The organism is Mesorhizobium sp. M2E.F.Ca.ET.219.01.1.1, assembly GCF_004016445.2.
Taxonomy (GTDB): Bacteria; Pseudomonadota; Alphaproteobacteria; order Rhizobiales; family Rhizobiaceae; genus Mesorhizobium.
The window spans coordinates 96,353-122,480 of the sequence record NZ_SADT02000008.1; the positions used below are offsets into that span (position 1 = coordinate 96,353).

A 26,128-nucleotide genomic window follows, 5' to 3' on the forward strand; every position below is an offset into this window, starting at 1 on the left:
TTATGAGAATAAGAACTGTCAAGCGCGCGATAGTGGCAATTTCGTCCCTGCGGCAACCCGTTCGTCGAGAACGGCGTGGCGGAAGCGGAAGAGCTTCGCCGGCCGCCCGACGGTGTCGGCGGTCGTCTCGCCGGTTTCCTCGACCAGTTCCTGCTGCTCGATGAGGCGCCGGAAGTTCGGCTTGTGGACCAGCCTCCCGGAGAGCGCTTCCACGGTGCGCTGCAACTGGAGGAGGGTGAAGACCGGCGGCATCAATTCGAAGACCACCGGCCGGTATTTGATCTTGGAACGCAGCCGCGCGATCGCCGTTGCCAGGATGCGCCGATGGTCGGCTATCATCGTGGCGCCGGGTACCGGTCGCGGCGATGCGCTTCGCTCTGACACGCGCGTCGCCTCCTCGATCAGACCTGCCTCGTAGAGAAGTTCGTAGCGTTGCAGGACGAGTTCCTCGTTCCAGTGGCGGCCGTCAAAGCCAAAGGCGATTGCGGCCCGCTGCCGGCGCTCGCGCCTGATATGGTCTTGGCCAACGCCGTCCGCCCAAGCCAGCAACCGTGGCTGCAGTATATCGGCGACCATCGAGGGGATGTCGGAACGGTGGTCTTCCCAGGGGAAATAATCGTACCAGCTCCGCCAGGCGCGCTTGCCCGGGCCGGCGGCGTGCTCTGCGCGCGTCAGGGCGAGATAGCTGATCGAGATCACTCGCTGTTGGCGCTCTTTACCGATCCGGTCACGGTCGGCAAACGTGTAGAGTTGCTCGATGTAGCCGAGCTGGTGGCCGGTCTGATGTTCCACCCATCCTCGCAGCCCGGACTGCAGCGAGCGATGGCCATGCTCGAAGGGACCCGACGGCAAGGCATCGCCAGCCCCAACGGCAAGGACGCTTGGACCATGCTCGGTCATCGCCACAACGACAGCGATCAAGTCCACGCTAGCATTGTGGGCCTTGCTCGAACGCTTAGCCTTGCTGCCTGTCGCTGCCTGGTCCTGCATGATCTCCCGCGCGTCAGTCAGCACTGGTCGAGAAGTTGAATCGGTTCGATACGAAGGTGGACTGCGACCGGGGCGCGGTCAACGGGCCTGGATCGGTCTTCATCGGCCGCAGCCGGTGCCTAGCAACGTCTCGGTGCTGACTGCGATCTGGTGCCATTCAAGCAGCTTCTCGCGGGCAAGCGTGGGGCCGAAGTACCGGTAGCGAGCGCGCACCAGATCCGACGGGCGCAATGCGCTCGGTCCGCGCCGGCGTTGCGAGCCGTCAGCCTTCCTTTTCAGTTTCGTGTTGGCAAGCCGTCTGAGATGTGAAGTCGCGGACTGTCGCATCTCTAAATTGCTCAAGTGTCGCATCGCTATATAGATGCTACGAGCGGAAATTGCATAATCAACATTATGGAACTTGCGGTGACCGGTCCGGTACACTTGTGCGTTATTCGATTGACAGTTAGCGTTACCATTTGCACTGGTCATTCAATTGAGGAGCTTGCGAACCATTGCAATACGGACAGCGTGTGGCAGGTTTATCGCCCCGAGCTTTTCTCGCACATTGTCGAGATGATATTGCACGGTTCTGTGCTCTATTCCGAGAATGGCAGCAATCTCCGGCATATATTTTCCCAGAGACGACCACGTGAGGCATGCAGCCTCCTGCGTTGTTAGCCGCGTTTCCGTCCTCTCACACTCAGCCGCGCTTAGTATGCTCAGCTTGATGTGGACGAAAGCCACCGCCGTCGCTGTCCGGTGACTGTCTTGTAGGGGCGAGATTTCAGTGGACTGACGGGAGGACGCCAAGGTGAGCATCGCCACGGTTCCAAAACTCACTTGCAGGGGAATTGTCAGTCCTGACCGAATACCAAAGTCGGTCGCCTCTGAAACGAAACGCCGCTCTTCCGGCGATCGTCGCCTTGGATGTAGATCCTCGGTCGACCAAGAGAAAGGTGCATTGAGTCGTTTCGCTTTCGTCACCACGGGATCGATGCTGGAGTACCGTTTGCGAAAATAGGTCTCTCGCCATTCGGGTGGATAATCGCTCGATACCCCGGCGCCAGTCAGACCGGAATGGAGATATGCGTACCGCTCAAAGCCACAATCCACTACAAACTTCTTCAGAGCGTTTCGCACCGCGCGTTCGTCGCGAGCAAGATCGATGGCGTCGATCAAAGCGTGAACTTGTTCGTCCAACGAGGCACCCCTGTTTAGCCTGACTCTATCTTGTCCCTACCTAAATCGTCGTATTCCAGCCGATTGCGTGGCCCGGCTCGGGAGCTTGTTCGATGTCAATCTGCACCGCGGCGAGTTGCATGCCGGCCACCTGGACAAACGACCCGAGCAGTCCATAGCGAAAACTCGCGGCATCGAACCGCGTCAGCCAATCAGGCTCTATCACGCTTGTTAGTCTCGATATGCCCAGAAGCCTGCACACGCTGGGAACTGAGCTCATCAACTGCCGGAAGAGCTTCCCTCCGCGACGATCCCTTCTTATGAAAAATCGGGACCATTCATGGATCTCACGCCCATGCGGTACCGGTCCATCGACCAGGTGCGAATAACGATCTTGGAGAAGATGAGGGGCACTCGTCGGCAGAAACCTGTACCCTCCGACCACATGGTCATCCTCGAGGGCGAGCACATAAACTGCCTCGGGTGTATCATAGCCGTCCACCTCGCGCCCGTCGGGTCGGGCAAGCGCCGCCCACCCGCGCTCGCCGACAAAAATGTCGTGACGCAACCTGTAGTGTTCCTCCAGAAGATCTTGGTGGCGAGGGTCAGCGCTACCGGTGATGAGACGAATCATGAAATGCGGCCACTCCTCTTTGGAGCGACATTCTTAGGAGGAACTCGCGCCGGCTATTGCCATCTTTAGCCATTGACGCGCGGCATCCTTCAGCCGGCGATCTCCATCGAGCTCATAGCTTTTGCGACGGCCTGCGTGCGCGTGACGGAGCCAGTCTTCCGCATAGCCCCAGCAATATGCTTGTTCACCGTGGAGTCGGATATGCCGAGTATCTGCGAGATCTCCCACGCTGTTTTGCCCTCCGCCACCCAGGTTAGCACCTCGCGTTCCCGATCAGAGAGCGTCAGGCCTTTGGGACGGCTACGGTCGACGAGCAATTGAAGCCTGCTCGCGAAAGTAAGCGACAGGACATTCACGGATTCTAGGGCCTCCTTGCGCGTGATAGGCGTCTCGCCGGCAAGCGAAATGCAGCCGGCGAGCGCGTTGCGGACGGGAATGGGAATACATACGCCGTCCTTCAGGCCGGCATCGGCCCCTTCCCTCATGATGCGATCGCCAGCGGATCCCAACGCGCTGGCGCGCATACTGGCCTCTTTCCAGGTGAAGGGCGTCCTAAGGACAAGGGAGGCCATCGCAACCGGATCGCGCTTGATGTAGTCGCGCGATAGATAGTGGGACATCCAGTCTTCGGGCCAGAACCGTTCAAGGACCAGATTTTCGAAGCGCTGGCCGTGGCTTGGCAATCCCGTGACGATGAAGTGGCTAAACCCGAACTGGCGGATAGCGGCGCGATAGAGTCCGATGAGCGCCCCGACGGTTGGGGCATTTGCCAACTGTAAGGCGTCCTGAAGTATGTGCATGGTATTCATCCGGCGCTTCCTTTCGCGTGAATGCCACGGACACGGTCAGAGTTTAATGATGCATTGAGGCTATTGAAACCGTTTTCAATCATCGGAAGCTACAAAACAAGCCCAGGCAGAGATATTAGCACTGCCGCAAATTCAGCCTAGCAGCGCTCTCGCTTGACCTTCAAATGTGCTATCAGCCGGACGGCTTCTGTTCGTCCGGCAAGGTTTTCCGTGCTGGCGGTTCTTTTCTATCACTGCGCCTCAGTTGCGAAAACACAGTGAACCAAAACCGAAAATCATCTTCGCGGCCGGCATAGCGGGCAGTGAAGGCTGCGGACGCAGCTGCGAGCGATGCCCCTGAACCGTAAAGGGCGACTGCGGCGTCAGCAGCCTCCGAAGGATTTGCAAAATGCCATAGTGTTAAGCGATTTCCGCCAGCCAGTATGTCTTCGTTATCATGTTGTTCCACGCCAAAATCTCCCGCGGGTTGCGTCCGGCGCGGGGCTGACGAAGCCATTAGACCGGACGTTGATCACCCACAGAAGTGAGCCACGGTCTCGGGCATCTGCCCGGACACATTCGTGCCGTCCCTGGTCTTGCGGTCAAGGTGCGCGTTGAGCGGCTCTGGGCAAGGTAGTAATTCTACTACCTATTTCGCTAGGATCGATTGCGATAGCGGTCAGCGTTGATTGTGTCACCTTCGAGGTCGGAATCCAGCGGGTGCTGGCATTGCGGCGAGAGGAGAACGACCGCGCGCGATCTCGTATTTCGGCTCGCCTTCGACCGGGAGCAGAGCTGCCGATGGAGCCAGTGGCAATTATCTGCTCGCAAGACGCAGAACTCTACATCATCCTCGAATACATTCTTGGCTTGGAAGGATACAAGGCCCTGCTCGCGGGCAACGTCGAGGATGCGGTGGAACGGGCGAGGGAAATATCTCCCGCCGTAGTCATCCTGGACTGTCGTCCCGGCGGCCTCCCGATCGCCACGCTGTGTGCCCAGCTGAAGCAGGAGCCGACAACTCGAGCTGCCCTGCTTGTCGCGCTGATTGCACCAGGCGCGGAAGACCAGCATATCGAACTTTTGAAGGCAGGTGTTGACGATAGCCTCGTCCGGCCTCTGGTACCAGCGAAGCTGTTAGCTTCCTTGCGATCTAAGCGGACGACAGGCGCGCGCAGCAATATTCACGGCCACCACGTTCTTGGCTTCGGCAACATAGAACTGCGGCCCGACAGTTTGCGCGCGCGAAGTGGCGATAGGGAATTCCAACTAGGGGCGATTGAATTCCGCATGCTACGGCACCTGCTCGAAAATCCGCGCCAGGTTTTCAGCCGCCAGGACCTAATCGCGATCGCTTGGCCAAAAAACATCCATGTCGACGACCGCACGGTGGACGTACATGTCAGTCGTCTACGCAAGTCGCTGCACAAGCTCCGAACGGGAATCTCGATCCGAACGGTCCGATCCGCCGGCTACATGCTTGATGATACGGACAATTCCTGATCGGCAGAACTGTTGCCTGCACCAACATCTCCACCACTTGCGGCATGCCGTGAACTTACCACAAAGCTGATTGTCCCTCGCCGGCGTGGTCAGCCGGATCCGGATGCGAGTTCCGCCCCATCTTGTTACAGAACCGTGAAGGTTGGTTTGATTATTAACTTGCTTGTCAAAAGAAATTAACAACAATTCACCCGCAAGCACAATGTTCTTCTTTATATCCATCCTCTCTTTTGGAAGATGCTTACCCGCGAAAGAAGGATGGGCTTATGTGCCACATCTGCTCGATCCTTTATTCGCGAAAGGAGGTTCAGATGTCGGCAGCAGAATCTCCAGCAAGGGCTGGCCGCGCTGCTCGCTTCCGCAACACTGCCTCGGTCATCGACCGGACTCGAACGTTTTTCGAGGAGGCTCACCGCCGCGGCCTGATGGCCGTCTACGGGCGCTGCGGACTGGGAAGGACCGTCTCACTCACGGCAGGAGACCGCCGAGGCAATACGATCACAGACTATGTGCGCTGTTCCTACCTTGGCCTCGACAATCATCCGGCTATCGTTGCCGGCGCCATCACGGCAGTCGAAGAATATGGCTCGCTTCACTGGTCCTGTGCGCGCACTCGGTTGAATTTTGGGCTCATAGGCGATCTTGAGGGCACCCTCTCCCAACTCTTTGGCGCACGCGTCATTGCGTATTCAACGGTTATGGTTGCCAACATGGGCGCACTGCCGATCATTGCCTCTGGACATCTGACGGAAGGACAGAAACCAGTGATGGTTTTCGACCGTCTGGCCCATGCCTCGCTCGCCTTTCACAGGCCGGTCGTGGCGCAAGAGACCCAGGTCGAGACTATTCCTCACAGCGACCTCGATGCCTTGGAGCAGATTTGCCGGAAGCATCCGGTCGTCGCCTATGTGTGCGATGGTGTTTATTCGATGGGCGGCTTTGCGCCGATCAAAGAACTTCTGAGGTTGCAGGACAAGTATGGTCTCTTTCTCTACATCGACGATGCGCACGGCATTTCGATCTTTGGTGACAACGGCGAAGGCTTTGTGCGCTCGCAATTGCCCCCTGACCTTGGCGAGCGCACGATCGTTGCGGCTTCGCTCGGCAAGGGTTTCGGCGCTTCTGGCGGCATGCTCATGCTGGGAACAAAGCATCAGGAAGTGCTGTTTCGCTACTACTCCCTTCCTCATGCATTCTCTGCTTCACCGAATGTCGCGGCCGTTGGCGCCGCCCTCGCATCGGCGAAGATTCACCAAACAGCCGAGCTCAAGCTTCGCCAGGAACGCTTGGCCGATCGGATTGCCTTTTTCGACAAGCACATCGAGACTGACCAGCGCGGCGCCCTGCTGCCGATCCGCATGATCAAGGTGGGTGACGAATTCGCGGCCATCAAATTCGCGGAGCGCCTGCTCGACGAAGGCTTTTACACATCCGTGACGTTCTTTCCTACGGTTGCTCAGGGCCGGTCAGGCATACGCATCTGCCTGACGGCAAGTCACGAGCTTTCGGACCTCGGGCAGCTCTGCGCCAAGATCGCTTGCTATGAGCAAGAAGCACTGACGGCGGCCTGATGCCTACGCGGCAATCAGGTCGGCTTCGTCGCGGCCTGTAGGGCCCAGGTGCCCACTCAATCAAGTCGCATCTGGACAAAGCGGCTTATCGGAGTTTCGGAACATGACCAGCCACGAGCAAATGAGGATCTCTCGCCTGGCCCATGAGCGTGCGAAAAAGGTCATGCCTGGAGGCAACACTCGCAGCAGCGTCTACGAGGCGCCCTTTCCGCTTTATCTGAAATCCGGAAAGGGAGCCTATGTGACAGATGTCGACGACAACGCCTATCTGGATTTCCAGAATAATTTCACGGCCCTGATCCATGGCTATGACCACCCTGACGTGAACTCGGCGCTGGTCACACAAATCGCCCGGGGACTGAGTTTTGCTAATCCCACCGAGAGTGAGATCGATCTCGCCGAGATTCTTTGCGAAAGGGTGCCCTTTTTCGAGCAGGTGCGCTTCACAAATACAGGATCGGAAGCGGTGATGATGGCCATCAAGGCCGCGCGTGCCATCACCGGGCGCCCGCAAATAGCAAAGTGCGAAGGCGCCTATCACGGCAACTACGACTATGTGGAAGCAAGTTTCGATCCCGTTCCTTCCGACTGGCAAACGGGGACCGCAGAGGCCCAGGCGTATAACCACGGAACCCCGGCCTCAGTCCTGGCCGAGGTGGTCGTCATTCCTTTCAACAACGTCGCTGCGACTGAGCGGGTGCTGGAGCGGCGCAAGCGGACGCTGGCCTGCGTTGTCATCGACCCCCTTCCATCGCGCGCGGGGCTGGTGCCCGTCGATCCCTCGTATCTCCGTTTCCTGCGAGAGTTCACTGGTCGCCATGGAATTCTGCTGATCTCGGATGAAGTTCTGAGCTTCCGGCTGAGCTATCGCGGCGCGATTGCCACCTACGGGATTGAACCGGACCTGTGCACTTTCGGCAAGATCGTCGGCGGCGGACTGCCAATCGGGGCTGTTGCCGGTCGAGCCGAAACCATGCGTGTCTTTGATCCAAGCCGCGGCAAACCGCCCGTCTCCCAGGCCGGGACCTTCACCGCCAATCCACTGAGCATGGTTGCAGGCGCTGCCGCCATGCGCGCCCTGACCGAGCTGGAGATCGAGCGGCTCACCGCCCTTGGAGCGCAAGTTCGATCGGAACTTGGCGCAACACTGGCTGCCTCAGATATAGGAGGGCATGTCACTGGCGCCGGCTCCCTATTTTGCGTGTTCATTGGCGACGGAGAAGTAAAGGACTACGCTAGCGCCTATCATTCGTGGCAGCAAAGACAGCGCCTTTCGCGGTTGATCTCACTCTGCCGCGACGAAGGGATTCTCCTATCGCGCATCGGTCTTGGGGCTCTTTCAACCCCAATGGCAACGGCCGAGATCGCCACGCTCGCCGTGCGGTTCGGTCGAGCATTGGCCAAGCTGGCCGCCACGACACCGTCCGCCGCTGTTGCGTGAGGCAGGAGAATGACTGTCATGAAAGGCGCCTTTGCAGTCGCGAACGATCGGCTATCGCTCCTCGCCTACCTCCTGCTCGCCGCCGTCTCAATTTGGTGGGCGGGCTCTTATATTCTCATCAAGATCGCGGTTCTTGATGTGCCCCCGGCGACCCTTGCGACGGCGAGGCTGCTGATCGCTGCAACTGTGCTGCTTGTGTGGTTGAGGTTCGGCCATGCAGAATCCCTTCCCGCAAGCTTCGATGCCTGGGCCAGATACGCGCAGATCGCGTTGTTCGGCCACGCTCTGCCTCTCTATCTGATCGCGTGGGCCTCCATGACCGTGCCGGTGAGCGAAATGGCGATCCTGGTCGCCACGACGCCTCTCTTCGCGGTGCTTCTCGCCTGTCTTGCCCTTCGTGAGAAGCCATCGCGAGCAACCATCTTCGGTCTGTTGCTGGGCTTTATCAGCCTGGCCGGGTTCTTGAGCCCTTCCGCGGTATCGACGTTGTATTCAAGCAGAAGTGCCGCACCGCTTGCGGCCCTTTTGGGAGCAGCTGCAAGCTATGCGCTGTCCGGTCGCGCGGTGGCCCGACTACAGGACAAAAATGCGCTTGTGACTGGAACGGCGGTCATGATCTGCGCAATTCCAATGTTGCTGCCGCTGAGCCTCGCCTTCGAACGCCCTTGGGCGATCACCCCGACAGCGCAGGCTCTTGTCGCACTGCTGCTACTCGGCGTCGTGTCCACAGCCGTGATGTACGTCGTTTACTATCGCTTGATCAGGTTGAGTGGGCCAGCCTTTGCCAGCACGCACCACTACTTGGTCCCTGCTTTGAGTATCGCCTTCGGCGCCGGGTTTCTCGGCGAAAGGCCAACTCCAATCCAAATGATGCTCGTGATGCCGATAATCGCGAGCGTTTTCATCGTTCGCGGGCTGATCTCCCGAAAATTGTGAAACGCGCCTTTCGGAGGAGAACGATCGTGCTTACTCTTCAGACGCCGCGACTTTTTATGCGCCCGCTGGCCAAGTCCGACCTCGAAGACGTTCATCGCCTGCACACCGATCCGTTGGTCGTACGATCGCTGTTTTCAGGCGAGCCTCCGTCCCGCCAGAACACCGAGGAAAAGCTGGACCAGTATGTCCAGGCTTGGCGGCAGAACGGCTTTGGCTTCTTCGGCGTGTTCCTCAAAGGAAATTCGCGGGCAGGAAGCGAATTCGCGGGCCGCGCGGGCCTGCGCCGCTTCGAGGATACGGCGGATGTCGAGTACGGCCTTTGCTTGTTCGGGCACGCTGCTGGCCACGGGATCGGTCCCGAACTCGGCGGGGAGATCCTGCGCTATGCCTTCGAGGAACTTGGCCTGGAGCGGGTGGTCGCGCTGATCCGGCCCGAGAACGAACGCGCTGTTCGCGCGGCCGAAAAGATCGGATTCAAACATATCGAAGACAGACCATACGGCGATCGCGTGAAGGGTTTTTACCAGGCGCGCCGGAGCCCGTAACGCGATCGAGAAGAAATGCGAGCTAACGGCTCGCGTCAAGCCCCTCAGCAGGGAGAGAAATCATGGAAGTCTTGACGGCGAAGACGATGGGTCCGTCGAAGAATGAGAGGCCCATGTATGACCTTGTCGTTCACAATGCGGTGCTTCTGACGGTCGATGAAAAAGACCATGTGATCGCGAATGGCGCCATCGCAATCCACGACGGGCTGATTGTTGCGGTCGGATACAGTCGGGACATCCTTTCTCGCCATGATTTCCGCGAGGTGATCGACGCAGGCGGAGGAATACTCCATCCCGGCTTCATCGACGCCCATGTCCATATTTCCCAATACACCTCGCGCAGCGTTCTTTCCTGCATGGACGGGACAAGTGTCACCATGGGCGACTGGAAAGCCGCGCTTACGCCGGATGATGAGCATGCGAGCGCGGCCTTGGCGGCCGTCGACTATTTAAGAAGCGGCTACACTGGCTTCGTCGACCCGGGCACCATCTTCTCGCCTGACGCGGTCGCCCCGGTCGCGGATGAATTCGGCATTCGCATATGGCTTACCGATCCGTATGTCGCCGACGCCGGCACCGAACTCCAGAAACACTTCCCGGAACTTGTCAGCGAGTCCTTTCTTGCCCTTTGGCCAAAAAATCGGGACGAAGCCTTTCGCCGCCTGGGATCACAATTATTCCGCAACAAGGACCGGAACAGTCTCGTCAGAGCATTTGTCGGCCTCTATGGCGAAGGCACGGACTCTCAAGCTCTTTTCCGCGCCGCCTTCGATCTGGCCCGTGAGCATGGCGTGCAGATGCAGGAACATTTGGGCTACGCGCCCCTCCTTTACCGTCAACGGGAATACGCGCTCGGGGCTAGCATGATGCAGCACATGAGCGAAGAGGGTCTCCTCGGCAGCCACGTCACCTTTGTGCACATGAATGCCGTTCATCCTGGGGACGTCCAGATCCTCAAGGCGCGGGACGTCGGCATAGTATGGTGTCCCTACGGGCAGTTGCAGATGCTTGGCCGGGGCGGCGCCGAAGGCCGGATGGTGGAGCTGCACCGGGCCAGCGTAAAGGTCGGGATCGCAAGCGACATTCCTCGCGCTGTGCATTTTGGCGGGCTCGGTACATTGGCAACGGTAACGGCGGCGGCAACGGGGCTGGCCGCGTCGGGCCCCGAAATCCTGCGCATGCGCACAATCGGATCAGCTGCCACGGTAGGCGCGGCTTCGGAGCTTGGCAGTCTCGAGGTCGGCAAGCGGGCCGACTTCGTAGTGCGTAGGCCGGATGTATCCGAAAACCTTGGGCTTGATCCGGCGCTGGAATTCGCGGTAATTGCCGACGCTGGCACAATCGACTCCGTGTTCGTCGACGGCAAGTGCGTTCTAAAGCATGGAGAGGTGCTGAAGGCCGACAGGCCCGCCGTGATCGCTCGCGCCCGCCGTTCAGTGCGCGGCCTTGCGGCCCGCCTTCACCTTGCCTGATCGGCCTTAGGTTTCTTGCCCTGCGCAGTGTGATTGTAGGTGCGCACGAAGCCTTCTATGGGCCGGCACCACATCTTCGAATGCGCCGAACGGAGCCACCGCCCTGCCGATAGCCTCCTGCTTCTTGCTCATTCGGTTCCCTTGTGGCTTCAACCGGCGAAGGACACACCTCGATAACGCATGCCTATCTGGACCACTCGCACGATCAGCCTTGACAGCATCTCCATGTCGACCGGCATGTTTGGACGCCAGACATCAAGAAGAAGCGCGACGCGAGGCTGATCGGACTTATTCATCACTTCGTGCTCGAAGGTATCGTCCCAGAGCATGCATTCGCCATCTGCAATGCGCCTTTCCTGATGATTGATCATCATGATTGTCGCCGGGCGACCGTCCGGCTGGCGTGGGATCACCAAGCCAAGATGAAACCGCATAACACCGCGGAATGGCCCGCGATGAGCTGGAATGTGCTTGTGCGGCGCCAGGAACGAGATTGCCGCTGATTTGACTTCCGGGCTCTCATTTAGCAGCCGGCTGAGGACCGGCATCCGCGACAGGTTTTCCGGTATCGTCATGTCATAGGCTTTGAGCACGAACATCCGCCAATCAAGGCCGTCATTGGCCGAGATTTCTGCCTGCTCGGGCATGATGTCATGAAACCGGGGAACCTTGGTCAACCGAACCGCGAGCGCCTCGTCACGGATATCCTTCCATGCGCCGACAAACTTCGCAGCGTTGGGGAATTGAGTTTCGGCCTCCAGGATCGCCGGAGCTCGTATGCGCCTTTCATAAATCCGGCGCACGAAATTGGTTGCGAAATCATAGATGCGTGACATTCATTCCTCAATAGGGTTACCTGATGCCTGCGAGTGAGGTCCAGCGGCCCTTGGGTCACGCTAGCCGCGCATCGGCATTTCCACTTAGCTATTCCGGCTTCCGGTTTTCTTCTGTTTATTTCTGTTGAGAATTATGTACGAGGCGACGCGGCGAAGCACACCAGGTGGTCCAATGGCGATGAGGACAACTCATCGCAGCCCGTCGGCCAGCACCTCGCCAAGCGGGCGGGTCGGCCGTCCGATGAGCACGCTCAGTTGGCGGCTGCAATCCTCGAGAGCGCCTTTTGCAGCGCAAGCGTCAGAGTCGACCAAAAGGTCTGCCAGCTCATCGCGCAATCCTGCGGCACGCAGCTTGTCCCGGTACTCTGACGGGGAAAGGTCTCGATAAACAATGGGCTGCCCGCTAATCGAGGCAGCCTGCGACGCCAATTCGTCGAGAGTGAATGCCTCGTCGCCGGCCAGTTCGTAGACACGACCTACGTGATCGTCTGTACTCAAGACGATCGCAGCAGCTTCAGCATAGTCAGCACGAGCTGCCGAGCAAATCCGGCCGTCTCGCGCACATCCGAACAGTACCCCTCGATCGAGGGCTGACCGCAACGACGCTAGGTAGTTTTCAGTATACCAGCCATTTCGAAGTATTGCATGAGGAACCCTGGATGCGACGAGGTCCGCTTCCGTTTGCCTATGGTCTTGCGCTACCGCGAGAGCTGACTCCGGCGCGCGAAGAACGCTTGTGTAGACGATCAGTTCGATGCCCGCCTGTTCGACTGCGGTGATCGCGTTCCGGTGCTGCTGAACCCGTGCATGAGCATCTGTCCCAGATATAAGGAGCAATCGCTCCATCCCCTCAAAGGCAGCCGCGACGAGCTCAGGTTCCCTGTAGTCGACCACCCGTACATCGACGCCCTTTGACCGCAAGCGCTGCGCCTCAATGCTCAAAGGGGAGCGTGTAGCCGCAACGATCCTGTCAGCAGAAAGTCGCCCCAGGAGAGCATCTATGACAAGCTCTCCCAACTGCCCAGTGGCACCCGTCACCAGAAATTTCCCACGCAATGGAGTTCCCATAAAAAATCCTTTTTGAGGAGAAATCCCGGACTATCCCACTGCACGCCGGCTCGCAGCAGGATGGCTCTGTCCCTTCCGCCGTCGCCTCCCCGTGGAGCCCGTCGCCCCCGGGGGTGGTAGTGGCGACGGGCAGGCAAATGGCTACACCGGGTAGAATTGGATCGACCAAAGGCCCGATCTTACTTGATTGGAAAAGCTATTTAAGTCAATTCAACAACCAATCTGAAATATAACAAAATATACATTCGCTATGGATCATTCAGATAGCAGAATACGAACCAGCATATTATTTGCTGCAGGCGAAACAGGCCGGCGTTTAACTCAGATATTGCCAACCTAAAAAGCCCGCCGAGCCGCGGCCATCACCTCAGTGACCAGATCTCGCCTCAGGAGGTCAATAGGAAGATCGCCGCCCAGATGCGGCGAAGGGTGGACCAACCACGACCATGCAAGCCGTGGGTTCTTTGCCAGGGCAAAAACGTCCGGAATTCCTGGAACAGGCCTTCCGTCCACGAATTGCGCCAGTGGGAAAACGTGCCTGCCAAGGCCTTTGCGCAATGCAATGACCTGATTGCGCTTTTGCCAGCGGTGCAACGTCGACCGGGGAATCTGAAAGTTCAATTCCAGATAGGTGGGTCCGGCAACGGCGCCCGCCCAATCTTCAAGTCGCATCGAGGTCACATCGGCTGGACGCCAACGCGTCAAATTTGGTTCAGCCACCCGCTTGGAGTTGCCAGGTGTCAGCCGGGCCTTCGTGCCTGCCAGTGCCGAATTACCGTTGATGGCATCCTGGGGCTGCGGCTCAACTGGTTCGAAGCACGCAACGCTGTCCATTTCGTGAGCGCCAAGCCATCCTACCTCGTTCAGCCGGGTTGTCACCCCCGCGACGATCAGGCCGACGTCTGTGGCCGCGTTGTCATACGTGACCAGATATCCCCACCCGTAAGGGCCCGATGTTTTAATATTTAGAAATATGTACAAACATATGCGATGAACAAATTATTTCATACCAACCCCCGGCTGCCCGCCAGAGCTAACCGGGGCATCTCCTACAAAGAAAAATGGTCCGCGGCTGGGGGCCGCGGACCAGGATGGCAAAAGCTACTGATGCTAGAATGACCGCTGGAAGCGGAGGATGCCGCCGACGCCATCGTCCTTGACGAGGCGGAAGTCACTCTTTGCCCTGTTGTAGTAGTCGACCTCTGCCGTGACCGTGAAACCGGGGACGACATCATAAGCGACGTTCGCGGCCAGACCGAGGGTTTTGCCTTCGTCATAGGAAACCTGGACGTTGAACGAAGTCTTGTCGTTGAACTTGTAGGTGCCGCCGCCCCAAATTGCCCAGCTGCCGTCCCAAAGCTTGTAGAAGTTGTGTCCGGTGTTCGGCTCCGTCACCTCATCCTTGTTGCCGTAGCCAACCATGGCGAACAGGGACAACTCGTTGGTCGCGTTGACGTCCAAGCGAACCTTCCCGGAGATCGCTTCGTAATTGCTGTCATAAGCGAGTACGCCGGTAACGGCACCCCAGCCCTGTGTGTACTTCACGCCGCCGACCACATGCGGGACGTAGCTGTCGATGGTGTTGACGCCCGACCCTTCTTCCAGCGAGACAACTGCCGAGAAGCCGTTGCCGGCGTCGAAGTAGTACTGGATAACGTTGGTGTCGAACTCGCCATAAGGGACGATCGTATCGTCAATGACATTACCGGCGTAGCCGATGAAGGTGTCGAAGGCCGATTCGTCTTTACCGACGCGAAGACCGCCCAGTTGGATCCAGGCGAAGTTCAACGACACATCCTTGTTGCCGGCCTGCCAGTGATTCCGCTTTGTGTTGCTCCCGCTTTGATCGGTGTAATCCCCGGCGTTGTTGCCGTAATTGAAGCGGACTTCGGTGTAGGTCTTCAGCGTGCCGAGTTCGGTTTCTTCGCCAGTCCATGTTTTCAAAGTGAAGCGGGCTTGCTTGAAATAGGTGTCGTTCCTCTTGCCGCTCTTGAGATGGTCCGGGACGTTCTGCACCCCCTCACGATCGCCCATGCCGATGTCGTAGCGGACAAAGCCGCCAATGCGCAGGCAGGTCTGAGTGCCGGGGATATAGAAGTAGCCGGCACCATAGACGTCGCAGATCTTGACGTATTGCGCGGGTTCCGGTTCGGCGACGGTGATCGCGTCGGCGGCACGCGCTGCCGAAACTGCAATCAGCGCCGCAGTTGAGCCGAGAAGCAGGCTCTTGATGTTCATTGTCTGACCTCCAGTGACGTTGAGGGGCGGCTAAGACTTTAGCCTCGGTCCCCGTATCGAAACGGCAGATATCGCCGCCTCCTCGCAATGGATTATCGGTCGACTTCGATTCTTCAATGGTAATATGATAAAATCACTTGGTTCAATATCGCTATAAATGGCGATGTTGCTGAAATATCACGAAATATGATACGCATGATACTTATGAAACGTAATGAAACCTTTGGCACAGATGATACGAACAAGACAATAATTGGTGGCAACGCGACATTATCTGGGGCGCAATCTGCGAGAGCAGATTTTCCGACGCAGCCGGCTCGCAAGCCAAGCGGTCGCCTAAACGAGTATGGTTGTTCCGTCGAGATTGCGCGGAAGGGGCCTTTGCTTCCCGGTGCTTAGCAAATCTTAACAACACAAAATCCACGGCAACAGCAGGACGAGGTTTCAGTGCCATCCGTGCGCGAGCGCGGAGGTCCGCTGAGATAATGCCCCGGGTTGGAAGCTTAGTTTTGCGGCTCAGCAGCATGCATGGCGCTTACGCGCCACCTGGCCACAGCCGGATCGAAAATCATGGCTGACGGCTTTTCAGTTGTGTTGGGCAAGGAACGGCATGCTCGGCCGATCGTGGCATCCATCCTAGTCATCCAGACCAAATATATTGGCGATATGGTGCTGACGTCCGCGGTGGTGCGGAATCTTCGCCTCAGCTTTCCAGGCGCTAGAATAACAATACTTTGTACGCCTGGACTCTGCAGCTTCGTGGTTGCGCAAAAAATCGCCGATGATGCACTGGGGTTCGACAGGCGAGGCAAGGGTAAGGGCCTGCTCGCGCGATTGAGCGAATACTACGATTTGATCGGGGAGCTGCGCCGGCGAAGGTTTGACCTCACAATCGATCTGAGCGACTCCAGAACGTCCCGGCTCCTGCATGGATTGGTCGGCGCCCCCCTGCGGGTCGGATTCGAGCCCCCCGAAAACCCTTTGCGCTTCTGGGAAAGGCAGCCAGCCAACATCTTTGCTGAGCCCTCTGGCCCAGAAGGACCCCATTATCTGCACCGATATCTGTCGCCTCTGCGCGCTCTCAATATCAATGTGACGGATGCCACGCCCAGGCTTGAGCCGACAGCTGGAGCTCGAGAAGAGGCCAAGGAACTCTTGGCGGTGAATGAGCTGATCGGAAACGCATACATTGCCGTGCATGCCGGCGCCAGATTTGAAGGGCGGTGCTGGCAGCCGCAACATTTCGCCACGGTGATCGACGAGATCTTTGCCGCCAGAGGTCTTCGCACCCTCCTGATTGGCGGTCCCGATGAGACAGAGTCAGAGAAAACCATACTCGCATCAACTGTGTCACCGGCTGTGAGCCTGGTGGGGAGAGTGTCGCTTGAGACACTGGTCGCGCTGCTTTCGAACGCGTTGATTTTCTTGGGGAACGAAAGCGGTCCGATGCATCTGGCGGCGTCCACCGGAACGCCGGTTGTTGGCTTGTACGGCCTCACGCCCCCCGACGTCTGGTCCCCAGTGGGGGTGCCGCATCGAACCTTGGCGCCGCCCCTGCCCTGCCAGTGTGTTGCCGCCGGCATGTGCATGCCAAACAATCCCGGCCGGGTCTATTGCGTTCATCGCTTGCGCGTCGACGACGTGGTAGCAGCGACGCTCGATTTGATCGACGTTGCGCAAAATAGAGGGCTAAGAGCGGAGGCGACGCGCCCTTAGGGCGAATTCCCGCTCCGGCGTTTCGCCAGATTTTTGACTGTGGTGACTTCGCGGAACCATTCCCGCAACGGTTTCGCCGGCATCCCGCCCCACCGTTCACCCGCTGGAATGTCTCGCATCAACCTGGAGGCTGCCGCGAGTTGAGCGCCGCGACCGACAAGCAAATGGCCAGCAATAGCGCTCTGGCCGCCTATGCCGACCTCATCCTCCACCGTCGTCGATCCCGCGATCCCGACCTGAGCCGCCAGGACGCAGCGCTGCCCGATTCTGACATTGTGAGCGATCTGCACCAGATTATCGACCTTGGTCCCGTCACCGATAACGGTGTCACGGCCGCTGCCCCTATCGACCGTGGTGTTGGCGCCGATCTCCACATCGTTGCCAAGTACGACCCGACCGAGATGAACGAGCTTGAAATGTCCCGAACGGCTCGTCGCAAACCCGAAGCCATCCTGCCCCAGACATGCCCCCGGCTTTATCACCGCCCGTTCCCCGATGCTGCAGTGGGCGATAGTCACATTGGCCCCTATGGAACAATCCGCGCCGATCACGACGTCAGGACCCAATATAGCGTGGGCGCCGATGGAGGTCGCATTACCGATGACAACCCCTTCCCCGATGACGATCCCCGGGTCGAGCACCACACCGGCTCCAATGCGAGCTGTCGGATGCACGAAACACCCAGAAATCACGCCGGCGCTGCCAAAGAGTGAGGGGGCCCGGACGGCCTCGGGATGCATTCGCGCCAGAATTCTCGCATAGGCCAGTCGCGGATGCTGGACGATAATGGGAATTGTGCCCTCGGGCACCAGATGGGCAAAACGCTCAGCGACCAGGCAAGCGCCGGCGCAGGTGGCACGTAGCGCCTCCACATGACGGGCATCGTCAAAATAGGCTATGTGCCATGGCCGCGCGGTATCGAGATTGGCGCCGCTGTGCAGGCGCATCGTTGGATCGGCATCGTTTGGCAGCTGAGCCCCGGCGTCCTGAGCAATTTCCGCCAAGGCTATGCCCCGGCTGGTGTCGGTCTGGGCCGTGCGCAAATCGTTGTTGTGAGCCGGTTGATCAGGGTCGGTCGGCCTGCCAGGGGGGCGGGGATTGCAGGCCGACCGACTGACCGCGGGCCCGCTGGCGAGCGACGCGGTTTCGGGAGGCAGGCCCTCGGTGTGGAGGAGCGGAAAGAGTTGATGAGGCTGCGTATCGGCCGACCCAGGTACCAGGCTGTCGCGCAGGCGGCGTGAGGCCCATTTCGTCAGATGGAACAGCACGAGGACGGCCATCACCGTCGTCACCAGGCCGTCGATGCCGAAGTCGATCAGGCGATCTGTGAGTCTCTGGAGCAGGGCCAAGGCCCGAGCGGCAAAAGATCGACGGCCGGCATGTTTGGCCGTCGGTCGCAGCTTGCCACCGGGTCGTGCCATTTGAACGCCCCCTGGCTCGGCTCTTACAAACTTCCGCTGTTCACCGCGCGCGGCGGCTTATCCGTCCAGGACGGCGGGAGACCAATTTGGGAGCCGGCAAAATCCTTCAGACCGGGATCCCGGCCGAACCTTTCGCAGGCGTGGTATTTCGGTTTGCCGCCGAGATTGGACTTCAGCTTCTGAAAGGATGGAAGTTTTGGCAGACCCTTGAACGGCGTCTTGCCTGTGACGAGCATCTTTGAGAAGTCATTGCCGAAGCTGGAAGCCAGGGAATAGGCATCTCCGACTTGTGACATTCTCGCGCTGGTGGTGATGAAATTCGCCCCCTTGGACCACACCATCGCGGCGGCCTGTTCCCCATCCCTCGTGGTTGCCTCGGCTTCAACGCCAAGGCCGCCAAGGCCCAAAGGCAATCTGGGAACGGGCACGGGCGAGACGAAGGATGCTCCGAGCGACGTTGCGGTCGACACGCCGGCCATCGTGGCGTTGGTCGGCACAATGCGCGTCACGGTGGCGTGTACTATGAGGTCGGCATCCTTCATGCTGTCGACCACTTGGAAACGATCACTGACGCCGACACAGAGTGCACGGTTGATGGCGTTGGCGACTAACGCGCTGTCCGAGGGCTTCTTAACCGATTGCTCCGCATAGGCAGAGACCATGGTGGGTTCGATGTATACCGTCTTGGTCTGGTTTAGATCTTGCGGAACGGCTTTGTATTCGGCTTTCTTGATCCGTCCGTCGACCTTGGCCATATCGTCATAAGAGGCCAAGGAGCCGCCGGGCTGTAGGGGCACCGATGTGCAGCCGGCAATTGCCGATACGGCGAGGGCGGGAACCAGCGCTTGGCCAAGCCGGCGCGGATTTGGCCAGTTCCGAGCTCTACCTGATCGAGAATTTGGCAATTCATTTCTCCTTGCTGACGTGAACGTGGTTGCCGGACGCTATGGATTTTGTTCATCTGGCATTGCTGCGACGCGCTTTTCAGCGAACAACGGCGTATCTTGCCAGAGATGTCCGCTGGCCATCTTGGCGTAGCCGAGGCTGTAGAGCGCGCGCATGTAGTGGGTGTTGAACGGATCGGTCATCTTGTACGGGACCTGCATGTCGATGACGCCGACATGGAACCGGATGCCCTTCTTCTGGGCGTAGAGATATGTCGCCAGCAAAGCACCGCGTGTTTGCGACTTGATGAGCGTGGCGTTTGCCCTGGCCATGACGACAAAGGTGTTGTTGGTCGTGGTGGAGAACTCGGGCATCAGCGCGTTGTTGATCAGAATGAACATGTTGAAGCGGCGGCCCTTGCGCCACGCATCCTTATCGCGCCCGGCCATCCAGCCTTCAGGGATGGTCAAAATCTGCGACACCGAACCGCCATCGGAATGCATCTCTTCGAAGGACTGAGCCCCGGACTTCGCTTTGATCAGCACCGCGGGATACATGCCCGGTATGCTGGCGGAGGCGATGATGACGTCCTGGAAGAGTTTGAGCGCGTCGGGTCGGCCGCTGTCAGCGATCGCCCCCATGTTCCAGATGACCGCCCGCTGGGAATCGAGATTCGAGGTCAGCACGAGCAGTCGCCGGCCTTTGCGGTGTTCAGCGGCGATCTTGGCTAACACTTTGGCGGTGAGGTATTTTTCGACCATCCGGCGTAGTGGCTGCTGCTTGAGCAGACTCGGCCCAAATAGCCCCTTGGGCAGAAAATCGGCGTCGACCAGGGTTTCTGCGATGCCGCTCGTGTAAAGGTCGACGAGGGCCTGGTCATAGTTGGCACCGAGGAAAGCGTAGGGTGCGATCAACGCACCGGTGCTGACGCCGCTGACGATATCGAATTGAGGGCGGGTACCGATTTCTGACCACGCCTTCAGGGCACCGACGCTGAAAGCGCCTGCGCCCCCGCCGCTCGACAATACAAGGTAATTGATTTCCTTGTTCTTCGCGATCGGCAGCCAAGCCCGTTGATCGGCCTGCCCCTTGGCCAGATCCGCGTAGGTGCGGATATCCTCGAAGCCGTCAATGGTGGCAACGCTTGCGACCTTGGCGCCGTAGTCGATCCGATCTGGCGCCAGACAGCCGGTCAGGAACGCCAGCAATAAAATGACCATCAATCGATGCACGTTTACCGCCTGCGCCGGGCTGCCGGTGAAGCGCTGGGAGTCGCTCCAGTCCTTCAGCACAATTGGCGAGCCCCTCACGAGCCGCCTTGCGCGGCACTAGCGCCGATTCACGATTGTCTTGGGTTTTGAGTTGTTAAGAATTGTTACGGCCCGGAAGGCAGCGGATCTTAGGCTTTACCAACGGGCTGGCCTGACGGTAGCGTCGCTGACGCGAGCGGGGAGGTTCAGACTATGGCGGTGATACTTGTTACCTACGATTTGAAACAGCCAAGCGTAACTATGACCCAGTCCACAAAAACCTCAAGGATAACTACATGTGGTGCAAGGGACTGGGAATCGGTGTTGTTGCTTGATACAGAATTCGCCCCCGACCAAAAATCCGCAATGATTTGAGATCGTTGGTTGATCCCAACCATGTCATCTTTGTAGGCCGAATTGTTCGCGAATCGGGGTCCTTCAACTACTGTTGACAGATTGGTTGAACAACCCAGAACGAAATTGGTGAGGCGCCTGCAGGCGGCGCTTCGCCTTGTAAGGACCTCGTCAACCCGCCAAAGCGCTTGCCTGTGCGTCCGCCAATTTGACCGTCGGGCTCGCGACAATCTGGGCCTGCGGCAGCGAGACTTTCACGCGCAGGCCGTGGGGAACGATGTTCTCCAAGGTCAGCGAGCCGCCATGGCCTTTCACAATCTCGTCCGCTATCGATAGACCAAGGCCAAAACCGCTGTTGGTCGTCGAGGTGCGGGCCTCATCCGCCTTGAAAAATGGCTCCAAGGCCTTTTCGTGCAGGCCCTGAGCAAGACCGGGACCATTGTCCCTGACCACAATGGACAGTTCGCCCCGTGAAGAGTTGGATAATTGGACATGGACGATGGTGCCGAACCTGACGGCGTTTTCCACAATGTTGGTTATGGCGCGTGTCAGGCCTTTCTGTTTGCAGGAGTACCCGAAGCGCTCGGGACCGACATAGATAACCGTGTGGCCCAGGTCGCAGAATCCGGCGACGATGGTCTTCAGCAAGGCCGCGATGTCTACCTTGCGCAGCGGCTCGTCCCGGGCGGTGCTGCTCAGATATTGCAGGCTGTCCTCGATCATCGCAGTCAAGGTGGTGATGTCATCAAGCATCAACTGCTTGGCGGGGATGTCCTTCGACCGCTCCACGCGCATGCGTAGCCGTGTCAGGGGTGTCCTGAGGTCATGGCTCACGGCGGTCAACATGCGTGTACGGTCATCAAGCATCTTATGGATGCGACGCCGCATGTCGTTAAGCGCCGTCGCAAGGGTGCGGAGCTCTTTGGCGCCAGCGACCGTGAAAAGTTCGTCCTCTTTGCTGTCAAGCCGCAGGCTCTTTGCCGCCTCGGCAAAGCGGACAAGCGGCGACGTGATCAGGCCGCCGATGTAAAGCACCAAAAGCAACATTGGGAGGATCAAGATAAGGATCTTTGCGATGAGTTCGACAATCGCGCTCAAGAATGCCGGATAGGTGTCCGCGTCGGAGAAGCGCACCAGAAGACCACGCTTGGCGTCGACGCGCACCACCAGAGCATTGTGCTCCTCGTCCTGGGGCACAACCACGGCCTCGAAGTCCTTCGGGAGCACGTCGCGCAGCTCGTCGGCGACGAACTGCAAATGCTCTCTTTGGCTGCTGACTAAGCTGAAATCCGCCCAAGGCAGGAGCTGCATATCGAGCCCAATCGGAGCTGTCGCGCGCAGCAGCTTCTCAACGTCGGCCTCGCTGGAGCTGTTTCTGACCTGTTCTACGATCAACTCGATTTGTGTGCTTCTGACGGTCACCAACGTCTGAGCGGGGCCGTTCTTGAAGATGTATGGTTCCGGCAGAAGTGCAATGACGCTCAGCAGCACCGCCGGGATGGGGATCGCGGCAAGCACGATGAACTGCAGGCGGATCGGGGCCTGTCTGAACCAGCCGATCATGCGGCGACCGTAACCTCCGGCGTGAAGATATAGCCCCCCAGTCGCACCGTCTTGATGAAGGTGGGTTCCTTGTAATTCGGCTCAATCTTCTGGCGGATCCGACTGACATGCACATCGATGCTGCGGTCCACCGGTCCCGCCGACCCCGCATGGGTGCAAGAGAGGATTTCTTGCCGGTTCATCACCTGCCGCGGGTTCTGACAAAACACCAGGAGCACGTCAAACTCGGCCGTGGTGAGTGGCACATGGACACCCTCGCTATCGGTTAGCTCACGCGCGACCGGATCTATCTTCCAGCCCGCGAAGGTCAGCGGTTCCTGGCTCGGTTTGGACTGGCTGGCATAGGCCGATCGGCGCAGAAGCGCCTTCACCCGCGCCAGCAATTCCCGGGAACTGAAGGGCTTCGTCACATAGTCGTCTGCCCCCAACTCAAGCCCCACCACCCTGTCGACCTCCTTCGTCAGCGCGGTCAGCATGAGGATAGGCGTGGTGTCGGCCGATCGGATTCTGCGGCAAATGCTGAACCCATCTTCCCCCGGCAGCATCCCGTCGAGCACAATGAGGTTGAAGTCCTTTTTCCGCAGCAGCCGATCCATTTCGGTGCCTGAACCGACGGCCTCGGCCAGGTAGCCCGCATCTTTCATCAACTCGATCAGCATGCCCGCGATATCCCGATCGTCCTCAACGACAAGGATGCGCGGCGATCCCTGCGAGGGAACGGTGTATGCGAAATTGTCCATAGGTCCAGCCATCGGATCGTCTCTAGACTAGGCAATACCCCCCCTGCTCCGGAGCTGTCAGCAATAATTGTGTTTATTTTTGTTGCTGCCGCGCAGCTCGCCTGTCGACCAAGGCGAAACAAATCCGAGCACAGCTTAACAACACTTAAACCTCTCCGATGAGCCGGGACGCTACCAGCAGTCCGGACAACAGACGCTGACGGCCATTGCCCGGAGAGCTTCATGCATTCACGTGTCGGATCGAACCTGGCAGAGGCGAGCTCGAAGTCGAGGCCTGGCGACGCGACAGTTGGCGCCGTTCATCCATCTGTGTCCATTATCGTGCCCACCCTCAACGAAGTCGGCAATGTCGACCGTACCCTGCGTGCGATCCTCGCCCAGGTTTCCCGGCATTGCGAGTTCGAGATCATCGTTACCGATGGTGGCTCGGCCGACGGCACATGCGCGAAAGTCACCGATTGGCAAGAAAGTCATCCGGTTCGCCTCTTGAGGAATGGAAGCGGGCGCGGATTGGCGGCCGACGTCTTATGGGCTGCTTCGAACGCCAGGTTTTCGATCCTTGTGGTGCTGGACGCAGATGGCAGCCATCCGGCAACATCGATCATGGATCTGGTCCGGCCCATCGCGGCGGGCCACTTCGACATGGTCATCGGCAGTCGCTATTGCGAGGGTGGGGCGAGCGTCGGCTGGCCGCTGCATCGGCGCATCCTGTCACGTATCGGCGCGTCATTTGCTGCACCCTTCACCGATGTCGAGGACCCGTTGTCGGGCTTCTTCGCGATCCGCCGCGAATGCTTGCTCAGGGGCGCCGATCAGGCGGAAGGCTTCAAGATCGGTCTGGAGGCGTTGCACGCTGGTGGCGGCGACCTCAGGGTCGCTGAAAAGCCCATCACCTTCTGCGATCGGCATGCGGGGAAATCCAAAATTGGCGCCCGGCAGTTCATCGCCTATCTCGCGCAGTTGGTCAGGTTTTCCCGCGGAACAACCTCTTCGGACGCCGTGCAGCGTTTTCTGGCGGTGGGCATGGTCGGCTTTCTTCTCGACTTGTGTGCCGTCTCGATCCTGTTGGCCGCCGGGGCCGGTCTAGCTGTGGCTCACATCTGCGGTTTTTGCTTTGCCGCTGCATTCAACTACATCGGCCATGCGCGATGGTCGTTTGAGGGACGGGCGAGCGGTCGCGCTGGAAGCACACGTTTCCTGGTTATCTCCATCCTGGCCCTGGCGATACGTGGCGGATTGATCGCGGCGGGATCCGGCGCACTCGGCCTGCCGCTCTATTGGGCACTGCTGGGCGGTATCGTCGGCGGCGGCGTGGTGAGCTATCTCGGCAATGAATTCTATGTCTTTCGGCCCAATGCGTCGCTGTCCGCCCCGGCTCGTTGGAATATGGCCGCCTTGGCCATCACGGCCTATGTGGTCGTCCTGAGGCTCGTTTATCAAGGCGACATGGACCTCATTCCGCAGGAAGCCTATTACTGGAACTACGCACAGCATCCAGCCTGGGGCTATCTCGACCATCCACCCATGGTGGCTTGGCTCATTCGGCTCGGGAGCGCGATTTTCGGCGACTCCGAATTCGGCGTTCGAATAATGGCGACGGGATGCTGGCTTGTGACCGCGTTCTTCAGCTTTCGGCTCGCCCACAACCTCTTTGGGCGCAGGGACGAAGCCTTCATCGCCCTGATGCTTCTGTCGGTTTTGCCCTTTTTCATGGGCGTCGGACTACTAGCCACGCCGGATGCACCCCTCACGGCAGCATGGGCCGGGGCGCTCTATTTCCTGGAACGTGCAACAATCGGATTACGCCCCACGGCCTGGCTCGGAGCGGGGCTTTGCGTTGGACTGGGCATGCTGTCGAAATATACAATTGCGCTGCTGGGGCCCGCGACGCTTGTGTTCCTGCTGATCCACCCTCAGACCCGGCTCTGGTTTTCAACCAGATGGCCTTATCTCGCAGCCATCCTCGCGCTGGCCGTTTTTTCGCCGGTGATCGCCTGGAATGGCCTGAATGGCTGGGCCTCATTCGAATTTCAGGGCAGCAGACGGTGGTCGGGAGAGGAAATGCAATTCTCCGTCCACAGCCTCATCGGCTATATTGCGGTCTTGTTGGGTCCGATTGGGATCTGGCTCGGCATTGCGGCAGCTTCCAAGCTTGTCTGGCGTCCCGACCGTTTCCACGCCAGAGCGGCCACCACTTTCGTCCTCATCTTTACGCTGGTGCCGCTCTCGGTTTTCGCTGCGTTTAGTATCCTGCATGCGGTGAAAATGAACTGGACGGGCCCCATCTGGCTCGCATTGTTGCCAGCTATGGCTAACGTTGTTGCGACGGCTGTCCGCAGCGGAAGCATGCCGCGCATGATCATCTTTTTGAAAATGGGCACGGTAGCGAGCGTGCTTGTTTTTGCGGTGTTGCTCCACTACGTCGCGCTCGGCCTGCCCTTCGTTGGCTACTCCGGAAGCTTGCGCGGTCTGCCCGTTGCCTGGGAAGAATTCTCCCTCCGGGCGGAGCAGATCGGGGCCGCCGTCAAGGCAGATACCGGCTACTCGCCCCTCCTGGTCGGGATGGACAAATACAACATCGCCAGCGAACTTGCTTTCTACGGCAGGGGGCGAACCGGTCTGGAAAACATCACCAGTCAAAACGTCTTCGGCGAAGAGGGGTTGATGTTCGGCGTGTGGAATGCCCCCTCTCTGTCGCGGCGTGGCGCGGTCATCTTGTTCGGTGTGAAGGAGGACAGCGTCTCCTCCAATCGTCTCGCAAGGTGGTTTGAGCATATCGGGTCCGTCAGGACCGAGACCGTGTGGAAAAACCATGCCGTGGTTGGGCGCTTCTTCTATAGGGTCGGATACAATTACCGGCGCCCGACGGACGTCGCTCCACAGTGATATCCAAGCGATCCGCGCTTTGAGCGTCGGGCAGCATTCACGAGCGCGCAGCAACATTTCTTAACATCACAAAATCCAAATCAACCGCGTCCTCTCAGAGAGTGCAGCCGCTGGAGGTGCGACTGCGTCG

The 26,128-nt window shown here is 58.9% G+C and carries 22 protein-coding genes; 8 read left to right on the forward strand and 14 right to left on the reverse strand.

Features of this window, described 5'->3' with window-relative positions; all coding sequences use genetic code 11:
• Nucleotides 1-18 precede the first annotated feature (18 nt).
• The 5 genes from EN862_RS31560 to EN862_RS31585 form a co-directional block, all read right to left on the reverse strand.
• Complete coding sequence (locus EN862_RS31560; protein ID WP_127868195.1) at nt 19-990, reverse strand: hypothetical protein; 972 nt, start codon at nt 988-990, stop codon at nt 19-21.
• Nucleotides 991-1,461: 471 nt separating this feature from the next.
• Nucleotides 1,462-2,172 carry an autoinducer binding domain-containing protein gene (locus tag EN862_RS31570; protein WP_127868197.1) on the reverse strand — a complete coding sequence of 237 codons (711 nt, stop codon included), beginning with the start codon at nt 2,170-2,172 and terminating at the stop codon, nt 1,462-1,464.
• A gap of 40 nt (nt 2,173-2,212) precedes the next feature.
• Nucleotides 2,213-2,785: an acyl-homoserine-lactone synthase gene (locus EN862_RS31575; protein ID WP_127868198.1), complete on the reverse strand. Its 573-nt coding sequence runs from the start codon at nt 2,783-2,785 to the stop codon at nt 2,213-2,215.
• A gap of 89 nt (nt 2,786-2,874) precedes the next feature.
• Nucleotides 2,875-3,594 (reverse strand): LuxR family transcriptional regulator, encoded by a 720-nt coding sequence (locus EN862_RS31580; RefSeq protein WP_127868199.1) that lies wholly within the window; start codon nt 3,592-3,594, stop codon nt 2,875-2,877.
• Nucleotides 3,595-3,766: 172 nt separating this feature from the next.
• Nucleotides 3,767-4,042 carry a hypothetical protein gene (locus EN862_RS31585; protein ID WP_127868200.1) on the reverse strand — a complete coding sequence of 92 codons (276 nt, stop codon included), beginning with the start codon at nt 4,040-4,042 and terminating at the stop codon, nt 3,767-3,769.
• Nucleotides 4,043-4,374: 332 nt separating this feature from the next.
• On the opposite strand from EN862_RS31585, the gene EN862_RS31590 reads away from it, so the two are divergent.
• From EN862_RS31590 to EN862_RS31615, 6 genes are all read left to right on the forward strand, one after another.
• Nucleotides 4,375-5,076, forward strand: coding sequence for a response regulator transcription factor (locus EN862_RS31590; RefSeq protein ID WP_127868201.1), 702 nt, complete (start codon nt 4,375-4,377; stop codon nt 5,074-5,076).
• A gap of 311 nt (nt 5,077-5,387) precedes the next feature.
• Entirely contained in the window at nt 5,388-6,647 is a 1,260-nt protein-coding gene (locus EN862_RS31595) for an aminotransferase class I/II-fold pyridoxal phosphate-dependent enzyme (RefSeq protein ID WP_127868202.1), read from the forward strand.
• A gap of 103 nt (nt 6,648-6,750) precedes the next feature.
• The gene (locus tag EN862_RS31600; protein ID WP_245519764.1) at nt 6,751-8,088 is read left to right on the forward strand and encodes an aspartate aminotransferase family protein; all 1,338 of its coding nucleotides are present in this window, start codon (nt 6,751-6,753) and stop codon (nt 8,086-8,088) included.
• An 18-nt stretch (nt 8,089-8,106) separates the two neighbouring features.
• Nucleotides 8,107-9,024 (forward strand): DMT family transporter, encoded by a 918-nt coding sequence (locus EN862_RS31605; RefSeq protein ID WP_189401888.1) that lies wholly within the window; start codon nt 8,107-8,109, stop codon nt 9,022-9,024.
• Between the two features lie 26 nt (nt 9,025-9,050).
• Nucleotides 9,051-9,569: a GNAT family N-acetyltransferase gene (locus EN862_RS31610; protein WP_127868204.1), complete on the forward strand. Its 519-nt coding sequence runs from the start codon at nt 9,051-9,053 to the stop codon at nt 9,567-9,569.
• 62 nt (nt 9,570-9,631) lie between these two features.
• The gene (locus EN862_RS31615) at nt 9,632-11,041 is read left to right on the forward strand and encodes an amidohydrolase family protein (RefSeq protein WP_127868205.1); all 1,410 of its coding nucleotides are present in this window, start codon (nt 9,632-9,634) and stop codon (nt 11,039-11,041) included.
• 149 nt (nt 11,042-11,190) lie between these two features.
• Here EN862_RS31615 and EN862_RS31620 read toward each other — a convergent pair whose 3' ends face one another.
• The 4 genes from EN862_RS31620 to EN862_RS31635 form a co-directional block, all read right to left on the reverse strand.
• The gene (locus EN862_RS31620; RefSeq protein ID WP_127868206.1) at nt 11,191-11,877 is read right to left on the reverse strand and encodes an aspartyl/asparaginyl beta-hydroxylase domain-containing protein; all 687 of its coding nucleotides are present in this window, start codon (nt 11,875-11,877) and stop codon (nt 11,191-11,193) included.
• A gap of 189 nt (nt 11,878-12,066) precedes the next feature.
• A complete protein-coding gene (locus EN862_RS31625) occupies nt 12,067-12,945 on the reverse strand; it encodes an SDR family oxidoreductase (RefSeq protein WP_127868207.1) in 879 nt (292 codons plus the stop codon).
• A 336-nt stretch (nt 12,946-13,281) separates the two neighbouring features.
• Nucleotides 13,282-13,779 (reverse strand): hypothetical protein, encoded by a 498-nt coding sequence (locus EN862_RS31630; RefSeq protein ID WP_127868208.1) that lies wholly within the window; start codon nt 13,777-13,779, stop codon nt 13,282-13,284.
• A 276-nt stretch (nt 13,780-14,055) separates the two neighbouring features.
• Entirely contained in the window at nt 14,056-15,183 is a 1,128-nt protein-coding gene (locus EN862_RS31635; RefSeq protein ID WP_127868209.1) for a porin, read from the reverse strand.
• A 570-nt stretch (nt 15,184-15,753) separates the two neighbouring features.
• On the opposite strand from EN862_RS31635, the gene EN862_RS31640 reads away from it, so the two are divergent.
• Complete coding sequence (locus EN862_RS31640; RefSeq protein WP_127868210.1) at nt 15,754-16,899, forward strand: glycosyltransferase family 9 protein; 1,146 nt, start codon at nt 15,754-15,756, stop codon at nt 16,897-16,899.
• Here the strand turns inward: EN862_RS31640 and lpxD are convergent.
• From lpxD to EN862_RS31665, 5 genes are all read right to left on the reverse strand, one after another.
• Nucleotides 16,896-18,320: a UDP-3-O-(3-hydroxymyristoyl)glucosamine N-acyltransferase gene (lpxD, locus tag EN862_RS31645; RefSeq protein ID WP_348632096.1), complete on the reverse strand. Its 1,425-nt coding sequence runs from the start codon at nt 18,318-18,320 to the stop codon at nt 16,896-16,898. The two genes, EN862_RS31640 and lpxD, sit on opposite strands and share 4 nt — an antisense overlap.
• Before the next feature lie 23 nt (nt 18,321-18,343).
• Complete coding sequence (locus tag EN862_RS31650; protein ID WP_245519765.1) at nt 18,344-19,093, reverse strand: DUF3313 domain-containing protein; 750 nt, start codon at nt 19,091-19,093, stop codon at nt 18,344-18,346.
• A 171-nt stretch (nt 19,094-19,264) separates the two neighbouring features.
• Nucleotides 19,265-20,497, reverse strand: coding sequence for a patatin-like phospholipase family protein (locus tag EN862_RS31655; protein WP_348632097.1), 1,233 nt, complete (start codon nt 20,495-20,497; stop codon nt 19,265-19,267).
• A 483-nt stretch (nt 20,498-20,980) separates the two neighbouring features.
• A complete protein-coding gene (locus EN862_RS31660) occupies nt 20,981-22,372 on the reverse strand; it encodes a HAMP domain-containing sensor histidine kinase (protein ID WP_127868212.1) in 1,392 nt (463 codons plus the stop codon).
• Nucleotides 22,369-23,112 (reverse strand): response regulator transcription factor, encoded by a 744-nt coding sequence (locus EN862_RS31665; protein ID WP_245519766.1) that lies wholly within the window; start codon nt 23,110-23,112, stop codon nt 22,369-22,371. Before EN862_RS31665 ends, EN862_RS31660 begins: the two co-directional genes overlap by 4 nt.
• Before the next feature lie 222 nt (nt 23,113-23,334).
• On the opposite strand from EN862_RS31665, the gene EN862_RS31670 reads away from it, so the two are divergent.
• Nucleotides 23,335-25,998 (forward strand): glycosyltransferase family 39 protein, encoded by a 2,664-nt coding sequence (locus EN862_RS31670; protein ID WP_127868214.1) that lies wholly within the window; start codon nt 23,335-23,337, stop codon nt 25,996-25,998.
• Nucleotides 25,999-26,128: the final 130 nt, after the last annotated feature.

What these genes read in the sequence shown, in the direction of transcription:
- EN862_RS31665 (WP_245519766.1), bottom strand. Translation starts at nt 23,112, where the DNA reads ATGGACAATTTCGCATACACCGTTCCCTCGCAGGGATCGCCGCGCATC.
- EN862_RS31640 (WP_127868210.1), top strand. Translation starts at nt 15,754, where the DNA reads ATGGCTGACGGCTTTTCAGTTGTGTTGGGCAAGGAACGGCATGCTCGG.
- EN862_RS31605 (WP_189401888.1), top strand. Translation starts at nt 8,107, where the DNA reads ATGAAAGGCGCCTTTGCAGTCGCGAACGATCGGCTATCGCTCCTCGCC.
- EN862_RS31575 (WP_127868198.1), bottom strand. Translation starts at nt 2,785, where the DNA reads ATGATTCGTCTCATCACCGGTAGCGCTGACCCTCGCCACCAAGATCTT.
- EN862_RS31630 (WP_127868208.1), bottom strand. Translation starts at nt 13,779, where the DNA reads ATGGACAGCGTTGCGTGCTTCGAACCAGTTGAGCCGCAGCCCCAGGAT.
- EN862_RS31590 (WP_127868201.1), top strand. Translation starts at nt 4,375, where the DNA reads ATGGAGCCAGTGGCAATTATCTGCTCGCAAGACGCAGAACTCTACATC.
- EN862_RS31625 (WP_127868207.1), bottom strand. Translation starts at nt 12,945, where the DNA reads ATGGGAACTCCATTGCGTGGGAAATTTCTGGTGACGGGTGCCACTGGG.
- EN862_RS31670 (WP_127868214.1), top strand. Translation starts at nt 23,335, where the DNA reads ATGCATTCACGTGTCGGATCGAACCTGGCAGAGGCGAGCTCGAAGTCG.
- EN862_RS31600 (WP_245519764.1), top strand. Translation starts at nt 6,751, where the DNA reads ATGACCAGCCACGAGCAAATGAGGATCTCTCGCCTGGCCCATGAGCGT.
- EN862_RS31595 (WP_127868202.1), top strand. Translation starts at nt 5,388, where the DNA reads ATGTCGGCAGCAGAATCTCCAGCAAGGGCTGGCCGCGCTGCTCGCTTC.
- EN862_RS31635 (WP_127868209.1), bottom strand. Translation starts at nt 15,183, where the DNA reads ATGAACATCAAGAGCCTGCTTCTCGGCTCAACTGCGGCGCTGATTGCA.
- lpxD (WP_348632096.1), bottom strand. Translation starts at nt 18,320, where the DNA reads ATGGCACGACCCGGTGGCAAGCTGCGACCGACGGCCAAACATGCCGGC.
- EN862_RS31660 (WP_127868212.1), bottom strand. Translation starts at nt 22,372, where the DNA reads ATGATCGGCTGGTTCAGACAGGCCCCGATCCGCCTGCAGTTCATCGTG.
- EN862_RS31615 (WP_127868205.1), top strand. Translation starts at nt 9,632, where the DNA reads ATGGAAGTCTTGACGGCGAAGACGATGGGTCCGTCGAAGAATGAGAGG.
- EN862_RS31620 (WP_127868206.1), bottom strand. Translation starts at nt 11,877, where the DNA reads ATGTCACGCATCTATGATTTCGCAACCAATTTCGTGCGCCGGATTTAT.
- EN862_RS31580 (WP_127868199.1), bottom strand. Translation starts at nt 3,594, where the DNA reads ATGAATACCATGCACATACTTCAGGACGCCTTACAGTTGGCAAATGCC.
- EN862_RS31560 (WP_127868195.1), bottom strand. Translation starts at nt 990, where the DNA reads ATGCAGGACCAGGCAGCGACAGGCAGCAAGGCTAAGCGTTCGAGCAAG.